Here is a 23,088-nt window from a genome sequence, read left to right on the forward strand (position 1 = left end):
ATGAGGATCACCGTGGAGAAGGACGACCGGGTGGTCACGGTGCGGTTGTGCCGGCCCGAGGTGCGCAACGCGTTGGACACGGCGCTGCTGACCGAGCTGGTCGAGACGCTGCGCCCGCTGGACCGCGACCCGGGGGTGGGCTGTTTCGTGCTCACCGGCTCCGACGAGGTCTTCGCGGCCGGGGCGGACATCCGGGAGATGGCCGGGAAGTCCTTCCTGGACGTGGCGTTGGACGACCACTTCGCCGGTTGGGACGCGTTCGCCGCGCTGCGTACCCCGAAGATCGCGGCGGTGGCCGGCTACGCCCTCGGCGGCGGCTGCGAGCTGGCGATGATGTGCGACCTGATCTTCGCGGCGGACAACGCCCGGTTCGGGCAGCCGGAGCTGCGGCTGGGGGTGATGCCCGGCATCGGCGGCACCCAGCGGCTGACCCGGCTGGTCGGCCCGGCGCGGGCGATGGACCTGGTGCTCACCGGCCGGCAGCTCGACGCGGCGCAGGCGTACCGGTGGGGCCTGGTGTCCCGGGTGGTGCCGACGGACCGGCTGCTGGCCGAGGCGAAGGCCGCGGCGGCGGTGGTGGCCGGGTATCCGAAGCTCGCGACGATGCTGGCCCGGGAGGCGGTCCGGCAGGCCGAGGAGGTCGGCGTGCAGGCCGGGGTGCTGTTCGAACGGCGGGCCTTCCACGCCCTGTTCGCCACCGAGGACCAGCGCGAGGGGATGGCCGCCTTCCTGGAGAAGCGTCCGGCCCGGTTCGTGGGCCGCTGAGCCACCGCGCCGCCCGGGGCCCGTCGGGCCCCGGGCGGCCGGCTCACAGCGCGCCGATCTGGTAGCCCAGGCCGTGCACGGTGCGCACCACCCCGTCGCCGAGCTTGCGGCGCAGGTAGTGCACGTACGTGTCGACCACCGCCTCGGTGCGGTCCGCGCCGAACACCCGCCCCCGGAGCTGGCTGCGGCTGTGCACCATCCGGGGTTGGCTGGCGAGCAGCCGGATCAGCTCGAACTCCCGGCCGCTGAGCGTCACCTCCCGCCCGTCGGGCAGCCGCACCCCGCGTTGGGCCAGGTCGAGCTGCCCGGCCCCGATGGGGATCAGTTCGGCCCCGTCGAAGCGGCGGCGGGTCAGCGCCCGGACCCGGGCCATCAGCTCGGTCACCTCGAACGGTTTGGGCAGGTAGTCGTCGGCGCCGGCGTCGAGGCCCCGGATGCGTTCGTCGAGGTCGCCGAGCGCGCTGAGCATCAGCACCCGGGCGGCGACGGAGCGCCGCCGCAGCCGGATGAGCAGGTCGACCCCGTCGATGGCCGGTAGCCGCCGGTCCAACATGATCACCTGGTAGGGGCCGCGCAGCGCCAGGTGCAGTCCGCGCTGACCGTCGCGGGCCAGGTCGATCCGGTACCCCGCCCGGTGGAACAGCTCGACCAGCATGTCGGCCAGTTCCGCGTCGTCCTCGACGAGGAGCAACGGGCCGTGCGCCGGGGGTGACGGGTCGGTCATCCGTTCATGGTCGCACCGAAACGGCAGAAGGTTGACCGGTGGAATTTCTCGCCGGTCAGAATCTGCTCGCCGCGCGTTCCCCGCCCGCCCGGTCCCGGCCCGCCCACCAGCGCAGGGGCCACCGGCCGCCGCCCGGGTCGCCGTCCGTCGGCGGGCCACCGGCACGCCCCCCGCCGGACACCGGCAGCCGTACGGTGAAGGTGGCGCCCGCCCCGGGCCGGCCGGTGGCGCTGATCGTGCCGCCGTGCGCGGTGACCACCTCGCGGACCAGCGCCAACCCGAGCCCGGCCCGGCGGTCCCCGGCGTCGGGGCCCCGGTGGAACCGGTCGAAGATCCGGCCGGCGTGCCGGGGGTCGAACCCCCGGCCGGAGTCGCTGACCACCAGCTCGACCCGGTCCGCGCCCGCCGGACGCAACCGCACCTGCACCCGCCCGCCGGCCGGGGTGTGGTGCAGGGCGTTCGCCAGCAGTTCCGCCACCACCCGGTGCAGCGCGGGCCCGACGCCGCGCACCGGCACCGGGTGGTCCGCGCCGGTCACCCCGAGCGTCACCCCGAGGGCGGCGGCGCGCGGCGCGTCGGCCCCGATCGCCTCGACGACGAGCGCGGCGAGGTCGACAGTGGCCGGCGGCCCGGTCATCGCCGCCGGATCGGCCAACCGGGCCGACAGGAGCAACTCGTCGACGATCTCCCCGAGCCGTCGGGTGGTGTGCAGCAGCCGGTCCAGGTCCTGCCGGTCCGCGTCGTGCGCCGCGCCGGTCGTCCGCTGGGCCAGCAGCTGGGCCGCCGTGTGCACCCGGGTGATCGGGGCCCGCAGCTCGTGGCTCGCGTCGGCGACGAAGCGGCGTTGCCGGTCGAGCGCCTCGGTCAGCGGCAGCACCGACCGGCGACGCAGCCGCAGGTCCGTCGCGGTCGCCGCGACCAGGACGGCCAGCGCGGCGGTCGACACCGCCCACAGCAGGTAACGCCGTTCGGCGAGCTGGAAGCGGGCGTCGAAGACCACCTGGACGACCTCGCCGTCGCGCCACTGGGTCCGCACGTGGTAGACGGTGCCGTTGCGGGCGACCTGGCCGACCTGGGGGCGGCCGGTACGGGCCACGGTGTGGACCGCCCCGTGCTCCGGGAACCCGGCCGGCGGCGCGCCACCGTGACCGGTGTCGCTCGCGCCGCCGAAGATCCAGGTGCAGCCGGACGGGTCGGCCGGGCGGCCGTGCACCATCGCCCAGTCCAGCTCGTGGCGGATCCTGGCCTGCTGGACGTGCACCAGGGCGGCGTAGCCGACCCCGCCGGCCAGCGCCAGCAGGGCGACGACCAGCAGCCCGACGGCCAGCCCGGTACGCGGCCGGGCGTGGGTCGCCCGCAGCCGGCGCATCCGGCCGGGGTCACCGCCGGCGCGTCGGCCAGCGGCGCTGGTCAGCGGCATCGTGCCGCCGCCCCGTCCCTGCGGATCCGACCTCGTCCGCCTGCCCGGCAACCGACCCGCATCCATCGAAGATGACACATCGCGCACCGGATCGGAAGGGATCACCGTCGCCTCCCGGATGCCGGGCCGGCCCGCCGTTCCCCGGGGCCGGGGACGCCGAGGGTGAACGTTAACACCCAGCCGGGAAGGTTGACCCGGCAACGGGTCGTGCCCGGTGGTGGCGAGGCGGCCGGATGCCCGGGGCGCAACTCTTGAACCGCCCGAAACCCTCTGGTAACATCGCCGGATCTGAATGGATCCCCTGCCGGTTCGTTCGCCCCCACCAAACCGATCATGCACCCGTTCGACCCGTGCCGATCGATGTGAGCGTTAACACTCGCCGGTCGGCTCCGTTTCGACCACGGAGTGTCGGTCGGTCAGACCACCTGAGGCCCTCGGCGACCACGTCACCGGGGGCCGCCGCGCAGGGGCCACCCGTCCTTGAGAAGGAGCACCCCCATGCACCTCCCGGCTGAGCATCCCGGCCCGGCTCTGCGCCGTCCCGGCCGTCGGCGCTGGCTGCTGTCGGCGGCCACCGCGCTCGTGACCGCCCTGAGCGGCGGTGCCGTCGTCGCGGCCACCGCGACGGAAGCCGCCGCGGCCACGATCGACACCGGCGCGTCGTACGTGCTGGTCAACCGCAACAGCGGCAAGGCCCTCGACGTCTACAACCTGGCCACCACCGACGGGGCCCGGATCACCCAGTGGACCCGCAACGACGGCAGCCAGCAGCAGTGGCAGTTCGTCGACTCCGGCGGCGGCTACTACCGGCTGAAGTCGAAGCTGTCCGGCAAGGTGCTCGACGTCTCCGGCAAGTCGACCGCCGACGGCGGACCGATCGTGCAGTGGACCGACAACAACGGCACCAACCAGCAGTTCAGCATCCAGGACATCGACGGCTACATCCAGCTGATCAACCGCAACAGCGGTAAGGCCGTCGAGGTGCAGGGCGCGTCCACCGCCGACGGCGGCAACATCGTGCAGTACGCCGACTGGAACGGCACCAACCAGCAGTGGCAGCTCGTCAAGCTCGGTGGCACCACCCCGCCGCCCACGACCCCGCCGCCGAGCGGCAACTGCACGCTGCCGTCGTCGTACCGGTGGTCGTCGACGGGTCCGCTGGCCACCCCGAAGTCGGGTTGGGTGTCGCTGAAGGACTTCACGGTCGCGCCGTACAACGGCAGGCAGCTCGTCTACGCCACCACGCACGACTTCGGCAACTCGTGGGGGTCGATGAACTTCGGCCTGTTCACCAACTGGTCGGAGATGGCCTCGGCGTCGCAGAACACCATGAGCCAGGGCACCGTGGCGCCGTCGCTGTTCTACTTCGCGCCGAAGAACATCTGGGTGCTCGCCTACCAGTGGGGTGGCGCGGCGTTCTCCTACCGCACGTCGACCGACCCGACCAACCCGAACGGTTGGGGTCCGGCCCAGACGATGTTCACCGGCAGCATCTCCGGCTCCGGCACCGGCCCGATCGACCAGACGCTGATCGCCGACAGCCAGAACATGTACCTGTTCTTCGCCGGTGACAACGGCAAGATCTACCGGGCCAGCATGCCGATCGGGAACTTCCCCGGCAACTTCGGTTCCAGCTACACGACCATCATGAGCGACACCTCGGAGAACCTGTTCGAGGCGCCGCAGGTCTACAAGGTCGCCGGCCAGAACCAGTACCTGATGATCGTCGAGGCCCGGACCAGCTCCTGGGAGCGCTACTTCCGCTCGTTCACGGCGACCAGCCTGAACGGCACCTGGACGCCGAACGCGGCGACCTACAACAACCCGTTCGCGGGCAAGGTCAACAGCGGTGCCACCTGGACCAACGACATCAGCCATGGTGAGCTGCTGCGCACCAGCGCCGACCAGACCATGACCATCGACCCGTGCAACCTGCAACTGCTCTACCAGGGCCGGTCGCCCAGCTCCGACGGCGTCGACTACGGCCTGCTGCCCTACCGGCCGGGTCTGCTCACCCGGCAGCGCTGAGAACGCGCACCGGCGGACCTCGGGGGTTCCTGAGGTCCGCCGGTGGCCCGGGATGGACCGGGCCGTCGGATCACCTGAACGGCATCCGCACCACCGATCGGCAGGGCCCGCACCTCGGGTCCTGCCGATCACCGTTTCCCCGCCGGCAGCGGGCAGTACCGACTGCCGGCCGGGACCGTCCGGCGGCGTCCACGACCGGCCGTTGCGTACGGCGGCCGCCCGGCGGTGATCCGGCATCCCGCTGGCCATCACGCCGGCCCGGACCGGGACGGTCCGCCCACCGCCCAGGGTGGGCGGGGCCCCGACGCGACCGCAGAGGGCCGGCTCCGACATCCGGAGCCGGCCCTCCCGGCCTACCGCCGCCGCGACGGCGGCGGACCGTGCGTCACACCTGGGTGAACCGCCACTGCTGGTTGCTGGCGCTGTGACAGGTCCACTGCAACAGCCGCGCGCCGTCGGTGGTGGAAGCACCGTTGACGTCCAGGCAGAGCCCGCTCTGCACGTTGCGCACCGTGTAGACCCCGGCGGTCGTGGTCGCCGTCGCGGTGAACTTCTGCGAGTTGCCGTTGTTGCAGGTGGCCTGCTGGAGGAACGCACCCGCCGTGGTGGAACCGCCGATCACCTCGGCGCACTTGTTGCTGTGCACCGCCTTCAGGTAGACCGCGCCGTTACCGGCGTCCACGGCCTGCCACTTCTGGTTGTTGCCGCCGGTGGCCGCCCACTGGGTGAGCTGCGCGCCGTCGGCGGTGGAGACGCCGCTGACGTCCATCAGCTTGCCGCTGTGCAGCGCGGTGAGAGTCCAGGTCTTCCCCGCCACGCCGGTTCCGGTTCCGGTGCCGGGCTGGCCGACACCCGCCCCGCCGAAGGTGTGCGAGTCGAGGTCGAACCAGTTGTTCGTGCTGCCCTTGAACACCAGGTAGAGCGGGTGCGTCCCGGACAACGCGGCCACGTTCACCGGCGCGGTCGACTGGTAGTTGTTCCAGCCGCCGGTGCTGGGCACCGGGGTGGTGGCCAGCAGCGTGCCGGTCGGTGAGTCGGCCCGCAGCTCGATCGTGCCGCCACCGGACGGCGACGACAACCGGTAGCTGACCGTCGAGATGCCCGACAGGCTCATCGGGTTGAACGCGATCCAGTCGTTGTTGGAGATGTCACCGACCCGCTTGGTGCTCTCCGCACCGGCCTCGTCGACGACCCGGATGCCGGAGCTGCTGCTGAAGTACTCGGCCTGCTTGTGCTTGGGTTGCAGGATCGCCTGCGCGGTGCCGGTGAGCGGGGACGAGCCGCCCGGGCCACCGCTGTCGGTGTAGCGGGCGTTGAGCACGTAGAACAGGTTCGCGCCGTCGGGGTGCCCGCCGAGCAGGTCGGTGGAGATGGTGCCCGAGCAGCCCGGGTACTCGGTGGTCTCGTGCGCGTGGTCGTCGTGGCCCAGCGCCGGGTTGACGACCACCTTGGTGCAGTCGACCGTGCCGCCGTCCGGATCGGTGACGCTGATCTGGTACGACACCTTGTCCCCGAAGGTGAGCATGCCACCGTTGGCCGGGGTGGTGATGGTGACCACCGGCGCGGAGTTGCCGACGGTGATCTGGACGTTGGCGAAGCCCGTCTTGCCGGTGTTGTCGGTGACCTTCAACTGCGCCGTGTAGTTGCCGTTGGTGGTGTAGACGTGCGACGGGTTGGCCGCCGTCGAGGTGGTGCCGTCACCGAACGTCCACTGGTAGCTCAGCGTGTTGCCCGGGTCCGGGTCGGTGGTGCCGGCGCTGCTGAACTGGACGTTGAGCGGGGCCAGACCGCTGGTGGGCGTACCGACGGCCTTGGCGATCGGCGACCGGCCGCCCTGGATGTAGTCGATCCGGTAGAGCCCGGAGTCGCTGTTGCCGCCACCGAAGTTGGTGCCCCACTCCAGCACGTAGAGCGAGCCGTCCTTGCCGAACTCCAGGTCCATCGGCTTGTTGAACCGTCCCCCGGGCAGGAACGTGTTGGTGCGGGTCACCGCCGTCGCGGAGTCGAAGTGCACCTCCTTGATGTAGCTGCGGGACCACTCGTAGAAGAAGTGCACGCCGTCGTAGTAGGGCGGGAACTTGGTGGCCGACGGGTTCGCCGGGTCGTACCGGTAGACCGGGCCGCCCATCGGGCCGGAGCCGCCGGAGCCCAGCTCCGGGAAGGTCGACGAGGTGCCGTAGCCGTACCACATGTTGGGGGCGACGATCGGCTTCAGGCTGGTCAGGCCGGTGTTGTTGGGGGAGTTGTTGACCGGGGCGTTGCAGTTGAACTTGGCGCCGACCACGCCGGTGTCCGGGTTGTACGGCGCGTAGGGCTGGTTGTCGCCGTGGCAGAACGGCCACCCGTAGTTGCCGGGCGACTTGATCACGTTGAGTTCGACCAGGCCCTCCGGGCCCCGGTTGGTGGTGGGCGGGTTACGGTCCGGCCCGTAGTCGGCCAGGTAGACCCAGCCGTTGGCCGGGTCGATCGAGAACCGGAACGGGTTACGGAAACCCATCGCGTAGATCTCCGGCCGGGTCTGCGCCGTGCCCTGGGGGTAGAGGTTGCCGGTCGGGACGGTGTAGCCGCCGTTGTCCGACGGGCGGATGCGCAGCAGCTTGCCCCGCAGGTCGTTGGTGTTGCCGGCGCTGCGGGCGGCGTCGAGGTTGGACTTGCCGGCGCGCCAGTCCAGCGGCGCGTAGCCCTGCCAGTTGGGGTCGAGGTTCGGCGGGGTGTCGTCACCGGTGCCGATGTAGAGGTTGCCGTCCGGGCCGAAGTCGATGTAGCCGCCGGTGTGGCCGGGCTCGGGGAACGTGCGGTCCCGGTACGCCGGGATGTCGATGATCCGCGCCTCGGTGGACAGGTTGAGGGTGTCACCGGACAGCGTGTAGCGGGAGACGCGGTTGACGTCGGTGCTGCTGCTCGCCGGCGAGTGGTACAGGTACACGTAGCCGTTGGTGGCGAAGTTCGGGTCGATCGCCATGCCAGTGAGACCGTCCTCGCCGCCGGTGTAGACGCTCAGCGTGGCGGCGGTCACGGTGCTGTTGGTGCTCGGCTTGAAGATCTTGACCTGGCCGCCGCGCTGGACGTACATCACCCGGCCGTCGGGCAGCACGTTCAGCGCCATCGGGTCGACCGTGTTGTCGTCCAGGGTGCGCTTCTCGAAGTTGCCCCACACGGTGCCGCCGCAGTCGCCGGGCAGGTTGCCGGCGGCCCACTTCACGCCGCCGAGGACGTGGTTGCGGAAGTTCGTCTCGCTGTAGGAGTCGATCGCGTGGCCCATCGCGGTGGCCCACACCCGCCCGCCGGCGGCGGTGCGGCACCAGGAGATCGGGTGGTCCGGGCCCATCGCCCGGGAGCCGGGGTTGTACGTCCGCTCGTCGGCGGTCACCAGCACGTGCACGTTGCCGCGCGGGTTGCTGTCGAAGTTGTACCACTCCTCGCTGCGGTTCCACCGGTCCGGCAGGCCCGTCGTCGACGGGTGCTGCTTGTCGGCGACGATGGCGGTGCCGGGCAGTACGCCGGGGGAGTGCTCGGGCATGTGGGCGCCGCCGTTGAGGGTCTGGTCCCACCAGGGGTACTCGCCCTCGATACCCATGTCCAGGGCGTTGTGGATGCCGACGATGCCCTTGCCGCTGGCGAGGTAACCCTCCACGGCCTGCCGTTGGGCGGCCGAGGTCCAGACCATGCCGGAGGTCTGGAACATGATGATCACGTCGAAGGTGGCGAGGTTGGCCGCGGTGAAGACGCTGGAGTCCTCCGTCTGCACCAGCTCGAAGTTGTTCGCCGCCGCCTGCTGCTGGAACATGCTGATCCCGGCGGGGATCGAGTCGTGCCGGTAGCCCACCGTCTTGGTGAACAGCAGGGCGCGGAAGGCCGGAGCCGCCGACGCGGGTGGTGCGAGGCCGAGCGACAGTAACAGCCCGGCGATCATGCCGATGAGCAACGTGGTGCGACGCATGCCGTCTCCTAGGTGTCGGCGGGAACTTCCGGTGGCGACCACGGCCCGCCCGCGCGTCCGGTGGACGCCGGGACGCACGGCGGGCACGGGCGTGCTGCCCGGGGTCGGCGTGCCGTCCGCCGCAACGGCCGTCGCCCCGCATTGCGTCACTGAGAGTGACGTCGGTGATGTGCTCGCCCGGTGGGCCGCGAGGCCAGGATGGGCCAGTCATCGATGAGTGTCAATGGAATGGGCAAGGTTCGATGTTTCGACGGTCTGACCGTGGGCGCGCGTCGACCCCCCGACCCGGCATCGACGCCGTTCGGGTGCTCGAACCGGCGACCCGTGAAGATCGAGGATTGTGGACAGGCATCGAAACATCTATCTTCATACGTGTGATGTTTCGTCGATGTCAAGGAAAGTTTGCTCCTTGACGACGTAAGCGCTCACGAGCGACAGCGAAAGTTCACCGGCCGGCAGCTCCACCGTGCCGGGCACGGAACATCAACCACGCCGATGACTACTTACTGTGAGGGTTTCCGGGATGCCCGATCCGCCGCCGGCACCGCTGCTGACCCTCCGGGGCATCGGCAAGTCCTTCCTCGGGGTGCGCGTACTCGACGGGGTCGACCTCGACGTCGCGCCGGGCGAGGTACACGCCGTCGTCGGTGAGAACGGGGCCGGCAAGTCCACCCTCATGAAGATCGTCTCCGGCGGGTACGCCCCGGACGCGGGCACCGTCGAGGTCGCCGGTGCGCGCCGCGCCTTCCGGGGTCCCCGCGACGCCCAGCGGGCCGGGATCGGCATCATCCACCAGGAGTTCAACCTGCTGCCGGAGCGCACCGTCGCCGAGAACGTCCACCTCGGACACGAACCGGTCCGGCGCGGGCTGGTCGACCGACGGGCGATGCGGGAACGCACCCGGGACCTGCTCGCCTCGATCGGTGAGTCCGACCTGGCCGCCGACACCCGAGTGGGGCGGCTCGGTGTCGCGCAGCAGCAGGTCGTCGAGATCGCCAAGGCGCTCGCCCTGGACGCCCGGCTGCTCATCATGGACGAACCCACCGCCGCCCTGGCCGACCACGAGGTCGAGCTGCTCTACGGGCTGGTCCGCCGGCTCCAGCAGCGGGACATCGGCGTGCTCTACGTCTCGCACCGGCTCACCGAGGTCTTCGACCTGGCCGACCGGATCACGGTGCTCAAGGACGGCCGCCGGGTCACCACCGTGGCCACCGCCGACACCTGCACCGACGACCTCGTCCGGCACATGGTCGGCCGGGAACTGTCCAGCTACTACCCCGACCGGGCCGGCCCCGACGACCTCGGCCCGGTACGCCTGACCGTCCGGGGCGCGGGCAACCGGAAACTGCGCGCCGTCGACCTGGACCTGCGGGCCGGCGAGGTGCTCGGTGTCGGCGGGTTGCAGGGCTCCGGGCGCTCGGCGCTGGCCCGTGCGCTGTTCGGCGTCTCCCCGTTCACCACCGGCGACGTGCGGCTGGACGGCCGGCCGGTGCGGCTGCGCTCGCCCCGTACCGCGATGCGGGCCGGCATCGCCTACGTCACCGAGGACCGCAAGGGGGAGGGGATCGTGCCCCGGCAGTCGGTGCTCGACAACGCGCTGCTCGCCGGGCGGGCCGTCTTCCCGGCCCGCTCCGGGCACGCCGCCCGTGCCCGCCGGGTGCGTGACCTGCTCGCCACCGTCGAGGTCCGCGCCGCCGGCGACGACCAGGAGATCCGTTTCCTGTCCGGCGGCAACCAGCAGAAGGTCGTGCTGGCCCGCTGGCTGGCGCTCGACCCACGGGTGCTGTTGTTCGACGAGCCGACCCGGGGCATCGACGTGGGGGCGAAGTCGGCCATCCACGACCTCGTCCGCCGGCTGGCCCGCGACGGCGCGGCGGTGCTGATGATCTCGTCGGACCTGCCCGAGCTGCTGGGGATGAGCGACCGGATCGTCGTCATGCGCGACGGCCGGATCGCCGGCGAACTGCCCGCCGACGCCACCGAGGAGGACGTCGTCACCCTCGCCGTCGGCCACACCCCGCAGCCGCGAACGGAGACCGACCGGTGAGTGCGAGGAGTGAGCCGGGTTTGCGAGCCCCGCAGTCGCGAACGAAAGACGGACCGGTGAGTGCGAGGAGTGAGCCGGGTTTGCGAGCCCCGCAGTCGCGAACGAAAGACGGACCGGTGAGCGCCCTGTCGTTGCTGCCGGCCCGACGCCCCGTGCCGGGGGTGTTCGTGGCGCTGGCCCTGACCCTGGCGGTCGGCTGGCTGGTCGTCCTGGTCGACGGCGGGCAGCTGTTCAACCAGGCCACGACGGTGAGCCTGCTGCACGTCGCCGCCGGCCTCGGGCTCGTCGCCGTCGGTCAGACGCTTGTCATCCTCGGCGGGTCGTTGGACCTCTCGGTGGCGTACGTGATCAGTCTGAGCACCCTGGTCGCGGCCGAGACGATGAACGGCAGCGACGGTGCGCTGCTGCCGGCGGTCGGCCTGGCGCTCGCGGTCAGCGCCGGGGTCGGGCTGCTCAACGGGCTGCTCGTGACCCGGTTGCGGGTCAACGCGTTCATCGCCACCCTCGGCGTGGGGTTGCTGCTCAAGGGGTACCTCGACAGCAACTACGACGGACCGGCGGGGGCCACCTCGCCCGCGCTGGTGCAGTCGTTGGGCTACCAGCGGGTCGGTCCGGTGCCGTTGTCGTTCCTGCTGCTGCTGGCGTTGACCGGGGCGGTCTGGTTCGCGCTGTCGCGGACCCGCTTCGGGCACCACCTGGTCGCCGTCGGCGGTGATCCGGAGGTGGCCCGGCTCTCCGGGGTCCGCAACGACCGGGTCCTCGTCACCGCCCACGTGCTGTGCTCGCTGTGTGCCGGGCTCGCCGGGATCTACCTGGCCAGCCGGCTCGGTTCGGGTGCGCCCCGGGTGGGCACCGAGGGCCTCTACGACCTGGAGTCGATCGCGGCGGTGGTGATCGGCGGGACCGCGCTCGCCGGTGGGCGGGGCGGGGTCGTCGGCACGGTCGGTGGGGTGCTGCTGCTCGCCAGCATCGACGCGATCTTCAACCAGCTCGAGGTGGACGCCTTCTTCAAGCAGGTGATCCGGGGCGTCATCATCATCGCCGCGGTCGCCGTCTACGCCCGTCGGGCCCTGCGGAAGGCGGCGTCCTGACCATGCCGACCGTCGCGCGTCGTGCGCTGTCCCCGATCCGCCCGCGGGTACGCCCCGGCGGGGTTCTGCCGATCCTGGCCCTCCTCGCGGTGCTGCTGGTGCTCGTCGGCATCCGGCAGCCCGACTTCCTCGACCCGCCGTCGCTGATGTCCTTCCTGGGCCGCTCGGCGCCGGTCATCCTGCTCGCTGCCGGCCAGTACTTCGTGATCGTCTCCGGCGAGTTCGACCTGTCGGTGGGTTCGCTGGTCACCGCGCAGGTGGTGGTGGCGGCCCGGCTGATCGACAGCGACCCGGCCCGCACCTGGCCGGTGGTGCTGCTCCTGTTGGCCTTCGGCGCGCTGGTCGGGCTGGTCAACGGGCTGGTCACGACGCGGCTGCGGGTGCCGTCGTTCATCACCACCCTGGGCATGTTCCTGATCCTGGTCGGCGCGGTCTACCTGTGGTCCGACGGCGCGCCGAAGGGCGGGCTCTCCGAGGAGTTCCGCCGGTTCGGCCGGCGGGCGATCGAGGACGTGCCGCTGCTCGGCCGGGTGCCGTACGCGCTGCTGGTGCTGGTGGTCGTCGCGGCGCTCGCCGTGCTGCTGATGCGGTCGGACTTCGGCCGGACCCTGGTTGCCGTCGGCGACAACGCGCGCACCGCGCAACTGAGCGGGGTACGCGTCTGGCGTACCCGGACGGTCGCCTTCGTCCTCAGCGGGCTCGCGGCGGCCGTGGCGGCGATCCTGCTCGGCGGCTACAGCGGGGTGTCGTTCCAGGCCGGGGCGGGCCTGGAGTTCGGGGCGATCACCGCGGTGGTGCTCGGTGGCGTGGCGCTGGGCGGGGGCCGCGGCTCGGTCGTCGGCGCGATGCTCGGTGCGCTCTCCCTGGAACTGCTCTTCGCGTTGATGAACTTCTACGGCGTCTCCGGCGCCCTCAGGTCCACCGTCCAGGGCGCGATCATCCTGCTCGCCGTGGCGGTCTCGGCTACCCGTTCGTCGTCTCGATAAGGGGAAACATAGTGCGACGTTGCCTGGCGGCGCTGGCCGCCGTCACCCTGCTGTCCCTGACCGCCTGCGCCACCGACGAACCGGGCGGGGGGCCGGCGGGCGGTTCCACCTCGGCCGCCGGCTCCGGCACCGGGGAGCAGTCGAAGTTCTTCGTGCAGGCCGACTACGACGCCGAGTTGGCCCTGCTCGGCGCGACCCCGACCGGCCCGGCGGACAAGCCGTGGGAGCAGATGCTCAATCCGACCATGGTGGACACCTCGAAGTTCAAGAAGGCCGGGCCGCACAAGCTGTGCTTCTCCAACGCGGCGTTGAACAACCCGTGGCGGCAGGTCGGGTTCAAGACCATGCAGGCCGAGGTGGCCGCGCAGGGCAGCCGGATCAGCGAGTTCGTGCACGTCGACGCCGAGGGCAAGGACCAGAAGCAGATCGCCGACATCAACGACCTGCTCGGCAAGGGCTGCGACGCGCTGATCGTCTCGCCGAACACCACCGCCACGCTCACCCCGGCGGTCGAGGCGGCCTGCAAGGCGGGGCTGCCGGTGGTGGTCTTCGACCGTGGGGTCAGCACGAAGTGCCCGGTGACGTTCGTCAACCCGATCGGCGGCTACGGCTTCGGCCACGTCGGGGCCGAGTTCGTCAGCCAGCGGATGAAGCCGGGCGGCAAGGTCCTCGCCCTGCGCATCCTGCCCGGCGTCGACGTGCTGGAGACCCGCTGGTCGGCCGCGAAGGTGGCGTTCGACAAGGCGAAGGTCGACGTGGTGGGGGTCGAGTTCACCGACGGCGACCCGGCCAAGACCAAGAAGATCGTCGACGACTACCTCCAGCGGTACGGCACCATCGACGGCGTGTGGATGGACGCGGGTGCGGTAGCCGTCGCGGCGGTCGAGGCGTTCCAGGACGCGGGCAAGCCGGTGCCGCCGATCAACGGCGAGGACCAGCTCGACTTCCTGAAGGTCTGGAAGGACAAGGGCCTCACCGCGATCGCGCCGACGTACCCGACGTACCAGTGGCGTACGCCGGTCATCGCCGCGCTGCGCATCCTCGACGGGCAGCAGGTGGCCAACCCGTGGAAGCTGCCCCAGCCGACCATCACCCAGGAGAACCTGGACCGGTACCTCGACCCGGGCATGCCGCCGCTGCACTACGCGATGTGCGGCTGCACCGACCTGCCCGGTTACCCGCAGCGCTGGAAGTAGGCCCGGTGTACGCCTTCGGCGTGAACCCCTGGGTGTGGGCGTCGCCCGTCGACGACGAGGCCCTCGCCACGTTGGTGCCGCGGATCGCGGCGTTCGGCTTCGACGCGGTGGAGCTGCCGATCGAGCAGCCGGGCGACTGGGATCCGGCCCGGACCCGGGACCTGTTGGCCGCGCACGGTCTGGTCGCGGCGGCGGTCTGCGCGGTCACCCCGCCGGGGCGGGAGCTGGTCGACGCCGCCCCGGCGGTGGTGGAGTCGACTGTCGACTACCTCCGGGGGTGCGTGGCGAGCGCGGCGGCGGTCGGCGCACCCTGTGTGGGCGGCCCGGTGTACGCCTCGGTGGGGCGTACCTGGCGGATGTCGCCGGCGGCGCGGGCGGCCTGCCACGCGGACTTCCGGCGGGCCCTGGCGCCGGTGGCCGAGCAGGCCGGCGAGTGTGGCGTGAGCATCGGGGTGGAGGCGCTGAACCGGTACGAGACGAGCGTGGTCAACACCGTCGCGCAGACGATCGAGCTGATCGACGGGTTGCCGTCGAGCGTCGGCATCATGATCGACACGTATCACATGAACATCGAGGAGTCCGATCCGTACGCGGCGCTCGCCACCGCCGGCCCGTACGTCAAGCACGTCCAGGTCAGTGGCACCCATCGGGGCGCCCCGGGCGCGGACCACTTCGACTGGCCGCGGTTCTTCGCGGTGCTGGGGGCCACCGGGTACCGGGGTGCGGTCTGCATCGAGTCGTTCACGGGGGAGAACGACACGATCGCCACGGCGGCGGCGATCTGGCGTCCGCTGGCCCCCTCGCAGGACCGGCTCGCCACCGACGGTCTGCGGCACCTGCGGGCGGTCGCGGCGGGCGTCCCCGCCGGGGGATAGGGCGTTCGGGGCGGCCCGTCGGGACGTCCCGTCGGGGTGGCGGGACCATCGTCCGGCCACCCCGACGTCCTGCCGGCGGCAGGACTCTCTGCCTTGTCTTGACAAGGCAAGCGGAACCGCAGGACAGTCGTCATACCTATTGATACTCAACGATTTGTGGCGGGTGTGACATGCGAAAGTCGCTGACGGCTGTGATCGCCGTCGTTGTCGCCATGGTCGGCGTGCTGGCAGCGGGCCTGTGCGCCAGCGCGGCGAGCGCCGCGGCCGGTTGCCGGGTGAACTACGTCGTCAGCAGCCAGTGGACCGGCGGCTTCAGCGCCGACGTCACGGTCACCAACCTCGGTGACCCGATCAGCGGCTGGACGCTACGGTTCGGCTTCCCCGCGGTCGACCAGCGGATCGCGCAGACCTGGAGCGCCACCTGGGCCCAGTCGGGCCAGCAGGTCAGCGCGACCAACCTCAGTTGGAACGCCAACCTGGGCACCAACGCCTCGACCACCATCGGCTTCGTCGGCACCTGGTACGGCAGCAACCCCCCGCCGCCGTCGTTCACCCTCAACGGGGTCGCCTGCACCGGCGGGGTCCTGCCCACCAGGACGCCGACCGGGCCGACCACCTCGCCGCCGGTCGCCGACTACCCGGCGATCGTCACCTGGATCAGCCCGGCCGCCGGGGCGGTCTACACCGCGCCGGGCCCCGTCCCGCTGGCGGCGACCGCGACGGTGGGAGGCGGCCACTACATCACCTCGGTGTCGTTCCGGGTGGACGGCGTCACGGTGGCCCAGGGGGCGAGGTCCGCCGGCGACCGGTTCGACGCGTCGTGGACCCCGCCGGTCGGGGCCCCCGGGACCAGCACCACCTACGTGCTGAACGTCTCCGCCGGCACCGACCAGTCGCTGTCCGGCGGTGCCCCGCCCCGGCTGATCACGGTGGTCACGCCCCCGACCAGCGGCGTCAACCAGCCGCCGGCGGTGGCGCTGAGTACCCCCGGCGGGCAGACGTACTTCCTCGAACCGACCACCGTCACGCTGGTCGCCGACGTCACCGACGCCGACGCCGGGGACGTGGTCGACCGGGTGGAGCTGTACCTCGGCGGGACCCGGGTGGCCGCGACGCCGACCCGCAGTGGACAGCGTTTCCAGTTCCAGCTCGACCTGGCGGCGGCCACGTCGTCCACCTTCACCGTCCGGGCGTACGACACCCACGGTGGCGTCGGCATCTCCAATCCGCTGACCTTCACCATCCGCTAGTCCGGCGGCGGCGTCCGCGACCGGGACCCACCCGGTCACCGATGTCCTAGGATGCTTTAGGGGTCGTGCCCCGCGTCACCGGCGCGGGGCACGACCATGACCACGCGACCACGCGTGAGTAGGGGTTCCGGATCGGGCCCCGCGCACTACCATGGGTGCTGCGCCGGAAACGGCGCGGCGACGTTTCTGTTCTGGTGGCTCTTGTTTCGTTGGGTGGTGGTCGCGGTGGCGGTCGGTACGATTCTCAGCTTCGACGACGTGAAGGGGTACGGCTTCATCAGCCCGGAGGGCGGTGGTGAGGACGTCTTCGTGCACGCGAACGACTTCGGCGACCAGCGTCCGTCGGTCGCGCCCGGGATGCGGGTGGAGTTCGAGTCGGTGGAGGGCAACCGTGGGGTCAAGGCGCTCTACGCGCGCCTGCTCAACCCCGGTGCCCCGGTCGCGTCCCGCCCGGCGGCGTCCGGCGCGCCGACCGTGACCCGGCTGCCGGTGACCGACCGGGGCGACGACGAGGAGTGCGACGTCCTGACCGCGTTCACCTTCCGGTCCAACATCACCGACCTGCTGGTCGAGCAGGTGCCGACGCTCACCGGCGCCCAGATCAGCCAGATCCGGCAGCACCTCACGCAGTTCGCCCGTTCCCACGGGTGGATCGAGGACTGACCCCCGTCCGGTGCGGGCCCACCCTGTGGTGGGCCCGCACCGGCGTCAGCCGGCGGCGTAGGCGTACCGCGAGGTCCGCTCGGCGAGCCAGAGCCACCGCCGCCGCACCTCGCCGCTGGTGGCCGCGACCATGCCGAGCGCGTCGGCGGACACGGCGGCCAGCGCCGCACCGGTCGCCGCCGGATCGTCGAGCAGCGCCGCACCGTCGCGGAACGCCTCCGCCTCGGCCCCGCCGCCGAACCGGGGCGCGACCTCGTCGCGCCAGAAGTCGGCCCAGGCCAGCTCCGGGTTCCAGGAGAACCGGGCGTACGCCAGGTAACTGATCTCGTTGGTCGGGTGGTACGCGGACGGCTCGGCGAAGATGGTCAACCCGCGCATCCCGGCCGCCCCGGACCGCCCGGCCATGTCGGCGTACATCTCGGGGACCCAGGAGTGGCGCTGCCGGTTCCACTGTGAACCGGCGTGGGTGCGCAGCACGTTCGTGGTGTGCGGGAGCCGCTCGACGTGCGCGGCGGTCAACCGGTCCCGCTGGTCGTACCAGAAGGCCCGGTTCACGCAGTACTGGTAGGCGACGTCGTCGGGCAGGTCGGCCAGGGGCTTCTGGGCGTCGAGGTCGAAGATGTTGTCCCAGTACACCTCGACGAGGTGGCGCAGCGGCACCCCGGCCGGGCCGGGCCGCCGGGCGGTCGCAAGCAGCGTCGGGTACACCGACCGCATCGCCTCGTACGACCAGGAGGTGCGCTCGCCTCCGGTGCGGGCGGCGCACCGGGCGCAGGCGCAACTGCCGTAGTCGCCGGTCTCGAAGTTGATCCCGCCCACCGGCAGGGTGTCTAGCAGCCAGTCGATGGCGTCGCGGTGCCAGGCCAGGTTGTCCGGCTGGGACGGGCAGGCCGCCATCATGTACTCGCTGGCAGGGAAGTGCAGGTCACCGAACTCGTCGATGTCGAAGCCGACCTTCTTCGGCAACTCGGCGGCGAGGTCGGGGCGTTGCCGTAGCCAGGTGGCCAGGTTGTAGCGGTGCCGGCCGTCGAAGTAGATCCCGCCGTAGGCGTTGATCCCCACCCCGGCGATGATCCGCACACCCCGGGCGTTGGCGTACTCGCACAGGTCACGGGCCGCGGCGACCCCGCCGTGGGCGTCGCGCAGCAGCCCGTACACGACGATGCCGCCGATGCGTTCCCGCGAGCAGAAGTCGACCAGGCGGCGGTAGTCGGCGCCGAACGCGTCGGCGGACTTCGCGTACGGGTTGAGCGCGCCGATCTCCTGCTGACCGAGCTGACGGGTGTCCCAGTTGGTGGAGTGGTCCCAGGTCCACAGGGTGCGCAGCGGCAGCCCGGGGGCGCTCACCGTGCTGCCCACCGGCAGCCCGGCGGGGGTGGCGGCGGCGACCAGGGCGCGGGCGGCGTACACCAGGCCGGCGAACGGATCGCCGACGAGCCGGATCTCACCCTGTTGCGGCACCTCGACGCGGTGACCGCCCTCGGGCAGCGCCGGGTCGGCGACGAACCGGACCGGCACCGCGTCGGCACCGCCCTCACCCCACGCCGCGCGGAGCAGGTCGGCGGCGAACGGGGCGTGCTCGGCGCCGAGCACCCGTACCCCGGAAAGCTGGCGGAACGACGTCATCATGACCTCCCGATGGTCGGTGCGGTGGCGGCCAGGTAGTCGACCACGTCGATCGCGGTCCACACCCCGTGCCGCCAGTAGGGGTCCTGTTCGAGGTGGGCGCGGGCGGCGGGCGCGTCGGCGGCCCGCAGCACCAGCACCGAGGCGCGCAGGTCGGCGCGGGCCCCGACGACGAGGGCGGTGCCGTCGGCGAGCAGGTCGCGCATGTGCGCCAGGTGCGCGGCCCGGTACGGCTCCCGCCGGAGCGCGGCGTCGGCGGCGAAGGTGGCGGTGGCCAGGTAGGTCGGTGTGAAGCGCAGCTCCCCGGTGGCGGTGTGGCTCACGTGTCGGCTCCGATGGCGCCGAGCAGCCGCTGCATGGCGACCCGGTAGACGGTCTGCGGGCGGCCCGCGCCGGTGCTGACGTGCACCCCGACCTCCTCGGCGAAGCCGGCCGCGCGTAGCGCGTTGAGCAGCCGGCGGGCCGAGCGGGCCTCCACCCCGTACGCGTCGGCGAGGCCCCGGGCGGTGATCTGGTCGGGGTCCATCTGGTGCAGCGCCTCCAGCAGCCGCCGGGTGGACAGCGGGCCGATCCGGAGCTGCTCGGAGACGCGCAGCATGCCTGGGCCGGTTTCGCGCAGCCGGGGACGCACGGTGGTCTGCCGGCTGGAGTGGACCTCCCCGTCGGGGAAGACCACGTGGGTGTCGCCGCTGTGCCGGCCCAGTGCGAGGGCCTTGCGGGCGTTGTCCTCGGCGGCGGCGATGGTGGTGCCGGCGCCGAAACCGACGGCGTGTTCGACGTCGACGCCGCGCAGGGTGAGCAGGGAGGCGTGCCCGTCGCGGTGCCGGGCCAGGGCGCTCTCCACGGTGCCCCGGGTGGTGGTGATCAGCATCGTCCGGTCGTCGACGGTGGCTAGCCGGCCGCGCATCCGTTCGGCGTGTTCCAGCAGCGCCTCGCGGACCCGTAGCCGCTGCCGTTCGGCCTGGTACGGGTCCTGTGCCCGCTGGGTGGGGGCACCGAGGTCGACCATCATGACCGCGATCTGGGTGGCCCGGGACTGGCGTACCTCGGCGGCGAGCCAGGCCCGGCGCAGCGCGTCGCGGACCGATGCCCGGGTGTGCTCGACACGCCACACCGGCACCCCGCTGTCGGCGAGGTCCCGGTGCACCGCGCCGAGGCAGGTCAGGCACGCCTCGACCGCGCCTGAGGCGTACCGTTCCCGGTGGTAGGCGGTGATCTCGTCGAGGCCGGAGAAGAGCAGCCCGGACGAGTCGGCGATGGGCAGGATCTCGGTGGGCGGCTCTACCTCGATGTCGTGGTACGTCTCCCGGACGGTCTCCGCCTCGATGGTGTCGACGCTGACCCGGGGCAGTCGTCCGCCGGTGGCCAGCAGGATCCGTGACAGCGTGCGGTAGAGGTCGATGCCGGCGTGCCGGACGTAGTCGATCTCGGCGCGCAGTTCCCCGGTGGCCGTGGCGAAGGCGTACGGGATGCGTCCGGTGAACAGCAGCACCTGGCACATCTCGTCGAGTTCGCGGGCCAGGTCGGGGGCCTGCTCCGGCCGGGTGTACGCGCGGGTGGTGATCGCCTCCGCACGGCCCTCCCCGGCCGCGACCTCCCGGACGAGCCGGATCGAGTCCTCCGGACCGATGATGCCGATCACAATGCCTCCACGTGGTGTGCCGCTGCCCTGGTGGGTGGGGTGCTCAGCCGGTGCAGACCGTGCCGGTGAGGCCGGCGCTCGCCGACGATGCCAGCAGGACCAGCGCCGAGGCGACGTCCTCGGGGCGGCCCAGCGCGGCTTCGACGGCGGCGATCCGTCCGCCGTCGGCGCCGTTGGCCCGTGCCTCGGTGAGCGACCGCCGCATCAGTGGCGTGTCGATGTCGCCGGGGCAGAGCGTGTGCACCCTGATCCCCTGTGGACCGAGTTGGCGGGCCAGTGTGAGCGCCAGACCGTGCAACCCTCCCTTGCTCGCGCCGTAGGGTACCGAGCCGGAGCCGGTCTGCACGCCCGCCTTCGAGCCGACCAGCACGAGCACCCCGCCATGGGGGAGCAGGTGCCGGGTGGCGTGCTTGGCGACCAGGAACGGCCCGGTGAGGTTGACGGCGATGACCTGGGCCCAGAGCGCGACCGGCACGTCCCGTACGTCGAGGCCCTGCCCGCGCATCACCCCGGCGACGTGCAGCACGGCGTCGATCCCGCCGAGGTCGGCGGCGGCGGCGTCGAGCGCCGCGGCGACCTCGGTCTCGATGGTGACGTCCACTCGGTGCGCGCAGGCCCGGCCGCCGGTGGCGCGGGCCTGCTCGGCGGCGGTGTCCGCGCCGGTGGCGTCGGCGTCGAGCACGGCGACCGCCGCGCCGGCCGCGGCGGCGGCGGCGACGGTGGCCCGGCCGATGCCGGACGCACCGCCGACGACGACCACCCGCCGGCCGGCGAGCAGGCCGGCGGGTGCGGTGCCGGTGCCTTCCGCGCCGGTCGGCGGGTGCTCGCCGGGGGTGCCCGTGGCGGCGGGTGGGACCGTGTCGTTCACGCCCGGACCGTCCGGCGGACGGCGTCGGCGACGGTCGCCGCCTCGGGCACCACGACCGCCTGGAGGGCGGGCGCGGCGGGCATCGGCACGTCCGGGGCGGCGACCCGGGCGATCGGGGCGCGCAGGTCGGTGAAGCACTCGGTGGCGGCGCGGGCGGCGATCTCCGCGCCGAAGCCGCCGGTCAGGTTCGCCTCGTGGGCGACGACCAGCCGTCCGGTGCGGGCCACCGACGCGGCGACGGTGTCGAAGTCCAGCGGGTTGAGCCAGCGCAGGTCGACCACTTCGACGTCGATGCCCTCCTCGGCGAGGGTGCCGGCGGCGTCGAGGGCGGCGGAGACCATCCGGGACCAGGCCACGACGGTGACGTCGGTGCCGGGGCGGACCACCCGGGCTCCGCCGACGGGCTCGACCGGGGCGTCGGTGCGCACCTGACCCCGGGTCGGGTAGAGCATCCGGGCCTCGGCGACCACCACCGGGTCGTCGCTGACCACGGCGGTGCGCAGCATCTGGTACGCGTCGTCGGGGGTGGCCGGCAGGGCGACCCGCAGGCCGGGGGTGTGCGCGAAGTACGCCTCCGGGGAGTGGGAGTGCTGGGCGCACGCTCCGGGGGAGTAGCCCTGCTGCATCCGGATCACCAGCGGGGCCTTCCACCGGCCGGCGCTGGAGTAGTGGATGGTGGCGATCTGGTTGACGATCTGGTCCATCGCGACGAACGAGAAGTCGGCGTACATGATCTCGGCGATGGGGCGCAGCCCGGTCATGGCCGCGCCGAGGGCCATGCCGAGGAAACCGGTCTCGGAGATCGGGGTGTCGAAGATCCGTTCGGAGCCGAACCGCTTGTGCAGCCCCTTGGTCGCGCCGAACGGCCCGCCGGGCAGCGCGACGTCCTCGCCGAAGTAGATGGTGTCGGTCCGGCTGTCCAGGGCCCAGGTGAGGGCGGCGTTGACGGCCTGGATGTAGCGCAGCGACTCAGACATAGACGTGCTCCTCGGCGGTCGCCGGGTCCGGGTGGGGGACGGCGCGGGCGGCGGTGACGGCGGCTTCGATCTCGGCGGCCACCTCGGCGTCGATGGCGTCGAGCCGGGCGGTCAGGTCGGCGTCGGCGGCCTGGCGGATGCGGGCCAGCGGTTCGCGTTGCCGGGCGGCGGCGATCTCGCCGGCGGGACGGTAGTGCTGGGCGTCGCCGCTGTAGTGGCCGACGAGGCGTTCGGTCATCGCCTCCACGATGGACGGGCCGGAGCCCTCCCGGGCCCGGTCGACGGCCTCGGTGACCGCCTCGGCGACGGCGTCGGGGTCGTTGCCGTCGACCACCCGGGCGGGCAGGCCGTAGCCGGGGGCCCGTTCGGCGAGCTGCCGGACGCGCACCATGTCGGAGATCCGGGACATCTCGGAGTAGACGTTGTTCTCCACCACCAGCACCAGCGGCAGGTCGAGCACGGCGGCGAGGTTGAGCGCCTCGTGCACGTTGCCCTGGTTCATCGCGCCGTCGCCGATGCTGACCACGCTGACCGCTCCGCTGCCGGTGCGCTGGGCGGTGAGCGCCGCGCCGGTGGCGATCGGCACCCCGGCGCCGACGATGGAGTTCTCGCCGACGAACCAGCGTCCCGGGTCGGACAGGTACGGCGAGGCCGCCCGTCCGCCGCACAGCGCGGAGTCGCGTCCCATCATCTCGGCGAACAGGCCGGCGAGGTCGACGCCGCGGGCGATCGCCCAGCCGTGGCCGCGGTAGGTGGCGGTGACGTGGTCGCCGTCGCGCAGCGCCCGGCACGCGCCGACCGGGATGGCCTCCTGGCCGTTGCACAGGTGGATCGAGCCCGGGATCTCGCCGGCGTCCTTGAGGGCGGTCAGCCGCTCCTCGAACCGGCGGATCCGGGCCATCAGCCGATAGTCGTCGAGCTGCCCCATCACACCCCCAGAGATAATTGAGCCCTATTCCGGCTCGTTGGTTGAGGAGCCTAGACCAGCAG

General features: G+C 72.2%; 18 protein-coding genes. 9 read left to right on the plus strand and 9 right to left on the minus strand.

Translation table 11 applies throughout. The features are described from left to right. Positions 1 to 765, plus strand: a complete 765-nt coding sequence (locus tag ACN265_RS10020) for an enoyl-CoA hydratase-related protein (protein ID WP_421407035.1) — start codon at positions 1 to 3, stop codon at positions 763 to 765. Positions 766 to 808: 43 nt separating this feature from the next. Here the strand turns inward: ACN265_RS10020 and ACN265_RS10025 are convergent, their stop codons facing one another. Both ACN265_RS10025 and ACN265_RS10030 read right to left on the minus strand, forming a co-directional pair. Beyond that, complete coding sequence (locus ACN265_RS10025; RefSeq protein WP_204923395.1) at positions 809 to 1,489, minus strand: response regulator transcription factor; 681 nt, start codon at positions 1,487 to 1,489, stop codon at positions 809 to 811. A 55-nt stretch (positions 1,490 to 1,544) separates the two neighbouring features. Further along, complete coding sequence (locus tag ACN265_RS10030) at positions 1,545 to 2,909, minus strand: sensor histidine kinase (RefSeq protein WP_421407037.1); 1,365 nt, start codon at positions 2,907 to 2,909, stop codon at positions 1,545 to 1,547. Positions 2,910 to 3,407: 498 nt separating this feature from the next. On the opposite strand from ACN265_RS10030, the gene ACN265_RS10035 reads away from it, so the two are divergent. After that, positions 3,408 to 4,937, plus strand: a complete 1,530-nt coding sequence (locus ACN265_RS10035) for a non-reducing end alpha-L-arabinofuranosidase family hydrolase (protein ID WP_204923393.1) — start codon at positions 3,408 to 3,410, stop codon at positions 4,935 to 4,937. A 385-nt stretch (positions 4,938 to 5,322) separates the two neighbouring features. On the opposite strand, the gene ACN265_RS10040 is transcribed toward ACN265_RS10035, so the two are convergent. Beyond that, positions 5,323 to 8,877: a ThuA domain-containing protein gene (locus ACN265_RS10040; RefSeq protein WP_421407039.1), complete on the minus strand. Its 3,555-nt coding sequence runs from the start codon at positions 8,875 to 8,877 to the stop codon at positions 5,323 to 5,325. Between the two features lie 523 nt (positions 8,878 to 9,400). Between ACN265_RS10040 and ACN265_RS10045 the strand changes: the two genes are divergently transcribed. The 7 genes from ACN265_RS10045 (at position 9,401) to ACN265_RS10075 (ending at position 16,985) form a co-directional block, all read left to right on the plus strand. After that, positions 9,401 to 10,924 (plus strand): sugar ABC transporter ATP-binding protein, encoded by a 1,524-nt coding sequence (locus ACN265_RS10045; protein ID WP_421407041.1) that lies wholly within the window; start codon positions 9,401 to 9,403, stop codon positions 10,922 to 10,924. 116 nt (positions 10,925 to 11,040) lie between these two features. Further along, complete coding sequence (locus ACN265_RS10050) at positions 11,041 to 12,015, plus strand: ABC transporter permease (RefSeq protein WP_421407042.1); 975 nt, start codon at positions 11,041 to 11,043, stop codon at positions 12,013 to 12,015. A 2-nt stretch (positions 12,016 to 12,017) separates the two neighbouring features. Next, on the plus strand, positions 12,018 to 13,001 hold the full coding sequence (locus ACN265_RS10055; RefSeq protein WP_421407043.1) for an ABC transporter permease: 984 nt from the start codon (positions 12,018 to 12,020) through the stop codon (positions 12,999 to 13,001). Between the two features lie 11 nt (positions 13,002 to 13,012). Next, a complete protein-coding gene (locus ACN265_RS10060; RefSeq protein ID WP_307826036.1) occupies positions 13,013 to 14,197 on the plus strand; it encodes a substrate-binding domain-containing protein in 1,185 nt (394 codons plus the stop codon). Positions 14,198 to 14,217: 20 nt separating this feature from the next. Then, the gene (locus tag ACN265_RS10065; protein ID WP_421407044.1) at positions 14,218 to 15,072 is read left to right on the plus strand and encodes a sugar phosphate isomerase/epimerase family protein; all 855 of its coding nucleotides are present in this window, start codon (positions 14,218 to 14,220) and stop codon (positions 15,070 to 15,072) included. Between the two features lie 170 nt (positions 15,073 to 15,242). Further along, positions 15,243 to 16,322 carry a cellulose binding domain-containing protein gene (locus ACN265_RS10070; protein ID WP_420119293.1) on the plus strand — a complete coding sequence of 360 codons (1,080 nt, stop codon included), beginning with the start codon at positions 15,243 to 15,245 and terminating at the stop codon, positions 16,320 to 16,322. 225 nt (positions 16,323 to 16,547) lie between these two features. Then, positions 16,548 to 16,985 (plus strand): cold shock domain-containing protein, encoded by a 438-nt coding sequence (locus tag ACN265_RS10075; protein ID WP_307826034.1) that lies wholly within the window; start codon positions 16,548 to 16,550, stop codon positions 16,983 to 16,985. A 45-nt stretch (positions 16,986 to 17,030) separates the two neighbouring features. On the opposite strand, the gene ACN265_RS10080 is transcribed toward ACN265_RS10075, so the two are convergent. From ACN265_RS10080 to ACN265_RS10105, 6 genes are read right to left on the minus strand one after another with little or no spacing between them, the layout of a single operon-like run. Further along, positions 17,031 to 18,611, minus strand: a complete 1,581-nt coding sequence (locus ACN265_RS10080; RefSeq protein ID WP_421407046.1) for a hypothetical protein — start codon at positions 18,609 to 18,611, stop codon at positions 17,031 to 17,033. Next, positions 18,611 to 18,934 carry a YciI family protein gene (locus ACN265_RS10085; RefSeq protein ID WP_421407047.1) on the minus strand — a complete coding sequence of 108 codons (324 nt, stop codon included), beginning with the start codon at positions 18,932 to 18,934 and terminating at the stop codon, positions 18,611 to 18,613. The genes ACN265_RS10080 and ACN265_RS10085 overlap by 1 nt, the downstream gene beginning before the upstream one ends. Next, a complete protein-coding gene (locus tag ACN265_RS10090; protein ID WP_421407048.1) occupies positions 18,931 to 20,253 on the minus strand; it encodes a hypothetical protein in 1,323 nt (440 codons plus the stop codon). The genes ACN265_RS10085 and ACN265_RS10090 overlap by 4 nt, the downstream gene beginning before the upstream one ends. A gap of 43 nt (positions 20,254 to 20,296) precedes the next feature. Further along, positions 20,297 to 21,121: an SDR family NAD(P)-dependent oxidoreductase gene (locus tag ACN265_RS10095; protein ID WP_421407049.1), complete on the minus strand. Its 825-nt coding sequence runs from the start codon at positions 21,119 to 21,121 to the stop codon at positions 20,297 to 20,299. Continuing rightward, positions 21,118 to 22,098: an alpha-ketoacid dehydrogenase subunit beta gene (locus ACN265_RS10100; protein ID WP_420116840.1), complete on the minus strand. Its 981-nt coding sequence runs from the start codon at positions 22,096 to 22,098 to the stop codon at positions 21,118 to 21,120. The genes ACN265_RS10095 and ACN265_RS10100 overlap by 4 nt, the downstream gene beginning before the upstream one ends. After that, positions 22,091 to 23,026, minus strand: coding sequence for a thiamine pyrophosphate-dependent dehydrogenase E1 component subunit alpha (locus ACN265_RS10105; protein ID WP_420116841.1), 936 nt, complete (start codon positions 23,024 to 23,026; stop codon positions 22,091 to 22,093). Before ACN265_RS10105 ends, ACN265_RS10100 begins: the two co-directional genes overlap by 8 nt. Positions 23,027 to 23,088 lie beyond the last annotated feature (62 nt).

This window comes from Micromonospora sp. WMMD730 (genome assembly GCF_049178955.1).
GTDB classification, from domain to species: domain Bacteria; phylum Actinomycetota; class Actinomycetes; order Mycobacteriales; family Micromonosporaceae; genus Micromonospora; species Micromonospora wenchangensis.